The organism is Rhodococcus sp. EPR-157 (assembly GCF_001647195.1).
GTDB lineage: Bacteria > Actinomycetota > Actinomycetes > Mycobacteriales > Mycobacteriaceae > Rhodococcoides.
This window is the reverse complement of the sequence record NZ_LVCV01000461.1, coordinates 1-2,692: the sequence shown is the minus strand read 5'-3', so window position 1 is coordinate 2,692 and position 2,692 is coordinate 1. Positions and strand designations below refer to the sequence as shown.

The 2,692-nt window shown below is 61.9% G+C and carries 2 protein-coding genes; one reads left to right on the top strand and one right to left on the bottom strand.

The genetic code is table 11. The features are described 5' to 3' along the window. Positions 1-247: 247 nt before the first annotated feature. Positions 248-1,801 (bottom strand): adenylate/guanylate cyclase domain-containing protein, encoded by a 1,554-nt coding sequence (locus A2J03_RS21400; protein WP_068378033.1) that lies wholly within the window; start codon positions 1,799-1,801, stop codon positions 248-250. Between the two features lie 42 nt (positions 1,802-1,843). On the opposite strand from A2J03_RS21400, the gene nucS reads away from it, so the two are divergent. After that, positions 1,844-2,515 carry an endonuclease NucS gene (gene nucS, locus A2J03_RS21395; RefSeq protein ID WP_068378031.1) on the top strand — a complete coding sequence of 224 codons (672 nt, stop codon included), beginning with the start codon at positions 1,844-1,846 and terminating at the stop codon, positions 2,513-2,515. The last annotated feature ends 177 nt before the right edge of the window (positions 2,516-2,692 follow it).

Sequence of the window (2,692 nt, the reverse complement as noted above, 5' to 3'; positions counted from 1 at the left end):
GCTCACGCGTCTCGGCATCGAACTTCCTTGGTGCACCCATATCTGCATTCTCCTGGTGAGATCACAGTCTCCACCAGTCCCAGGACGGTTCAGTGCTAACTCCCGGCACCCGCACCCACACCCCCCAGACGCTCCGCGAACCTGAGCACCCACACCAAAAATCCACCCCCCGAAAGTGCACCCACCACACCCACACACACACAACAGTGGAGCAGATCGCACCCTAACCCCAGCGGCTGGGCGATGATCAGGACACAGGGCTTGCCAAAATGGTCTCGGCGGAACGACCGCGGAGCGTCACGCTGTCCCCGAACTTCCAGCACTCCGCTTCAGCCGAGGTCGCGCCCTCCACGGTGATCTTGGAGGCCAAGATGGCACCCGGCGCGTTCTTCGCGAGGTCCGACAACCGAGCAGCCTCGTTGACCGGGTCACCGATGACGGTGTATTCGAAGCGAGATTTGGCTCCCACGTTGCCCGCGACGGCTCGCCCTGAAGCGACTCCGACTGCCGCGCTGCACTCGGGTACCTCCTCGCGGAGACGTGCGCTGATCCTGCGAGCCGCGGCAAGCGCCGATCCGCAGTGGTCGTCGATTTCGGCTGGTGCACCGAAGATCGCGAGCGCCGCGTCGCCTTCGAACTTGTTGATGAAGCCACCGTGTTCGTCGACCTCGTCCACGACTACGGCGAAGAATCGGTTCAGCAGCGCGACCACCTCGGTGGGGGGTCGGGACGAGGCGATTTCAGTGGAACCGACCAGGTCGATGAAGAACACAGCGATGTCACGTTCTTCGCCGCCGAGCTCTGGATTCTTGCTCAGCGCTGCCTCGGCGACTTCCTGACCTACGTGCCGTCCGAACAGATCTCGGATTTTTTCCCGTTCGCGGACTTTGTCGGCCATCCTGTTGAAGCCGCTCTGCAGCTCGCCGAGTTCGGTGCCGTCGTAGACAGCCAGGTGCACGTCCATGTTGCCGCGCTCGACCTCAGCCATGCCGGACCGCACGTTGCTGATCGGTGCGGTCGTGGCAAATCCGCCGAGGAGCGTCAGGAAGAATCCGAAGATGAGGGTGATGCCGCCCAACGCCAGAATTGCGACTGCCAACCTGTCTGCGTCGGTCTGATACGGCCGAATGAAGCTGAAGATGGCGATGATCATGAGGCCTGCGGTGGGAACACCGGTTCCCAGGATCCAGGACAGAATGGACCGTCCCATGACGCCGGCAATCCGAATGCGTCGCGGATCGCCGGCCTCCAAGGCTCGCGCCGCTGCGGGTCGCAACGCGAACTCACTCAGCAAGTAGCTGAACGCGCACACGACTGTTCCACCTGCGCCGATCGTGAACGCCACTTTGGGAATCGACTGAGGGTCGATGGTTCCGTCGATAGTCGTGATCAGTATCAGCGCGACCGTCCACAGGACGATCTGAACGCGCGTGAGCTGCCACGGCATCGACAGGGTGCTGACCTGCTCCTTACGAGTGGGCTTGCGGTCTTCGATCGCCCAGCGGAGCGCTCGGAGCGCTCTGGTGGTACCCCACAGCACCCCGACGATGAATGCAAGCCCGACGTATGTCGGGATCACGATGAAGTTGACCCACCAGTACTTGTCGGGGTCGAGCACATCGGGGCCAGGAACGACAACGCTGACCAGAGCGCCGACGATCACCGCGCCGATCAGATTCGCGGCGATCAGAAAGATGGTCAGAAGTACTTGGACGCGAATTCGTCGTCGTCTCGGCGACTCGGAAGTATCGCCCAGAAGGCGTGAACCGAGAGGTGCGGCGGATCGGCTCAATTGCGGCATGGTGGTCACAGACTAGCGGTCGGGTTGGCCTAGGGTAGGCGGGTGCGTCTCGTAATTGCTCGGTGTCAAGTGGACTACGTCGGCCGTCTCACCGCCCATCTTCCTCCTGCTCGCAGGCTGCTTCTGGTCAAGTCCGACGGTTCGGTGAGCGTGCATGCAGATGATCGCGCGTACAAGCCGCTGAACTGGATGAGTCCGCCATGCTGGATGGTGGAATCCGCTGAAGACGAGTCGATCAAATGGGTCGTCACCAACAAAGCCGGCGAAGAACTTCGAATCACGATCGAGGACGTCGAACTCGATTCGAGCCACGAGCTCGGCATCGATCCCGGTCTGGTCAAGGACGGCGTCGAGTCGCATCTCCAAGAGCTTCTGGCGGAACACGTCGAGACTCTGGGGCAGGGCTACACCCTCGTGAGGCGTGAGTACATGACGGCCATAGGCCCGGTCGACCTGCTTTGTAGGAACGCGGACGGCGGTACGGTGGCGGTCGAGATCAAGCGGCGCGGTGAGATCGACGGGGTCGAGCAGCTGACCAGGTATCTCGAACTGTTGAACCGAGATCCGGTACTCGCACCTGTCAGTGGAGTATTCGCGGCGCAGATCATCAAACCGCAAGCGAAGACGCTCGCCACCGATCGCGGGATTCGGTGTCTCACCCTGGACTACGACGTGCTTCGCGGCACGGAGAGCACGGAGTTCAGGCTCTTCTGATTCGTTCTCCTACACTCGACGTGTGCCTCGACGGAACCATGATCGCAAGACGAACCGGAAAACAGCCGGTTCGAGGGACTCGCGTCCCGACTCGTTGATGGGTGGTGCTCGGATCGAGGCCGGTCCGTCCGGCTGGACCGACGAAGAATTCACCACACGCACTGTCCCCGGCAATCG

Bases quoted from the DNA above. Each gene is read 5' to 3' on its own strand.
- A2J03_RS21400 (WP_068378033.1), bottom strand. From the start codon at position 1,801: ATGCCGCAATTGAGCCGATCCGCCGCACCTCTCGGTTCACGCCTTCTG.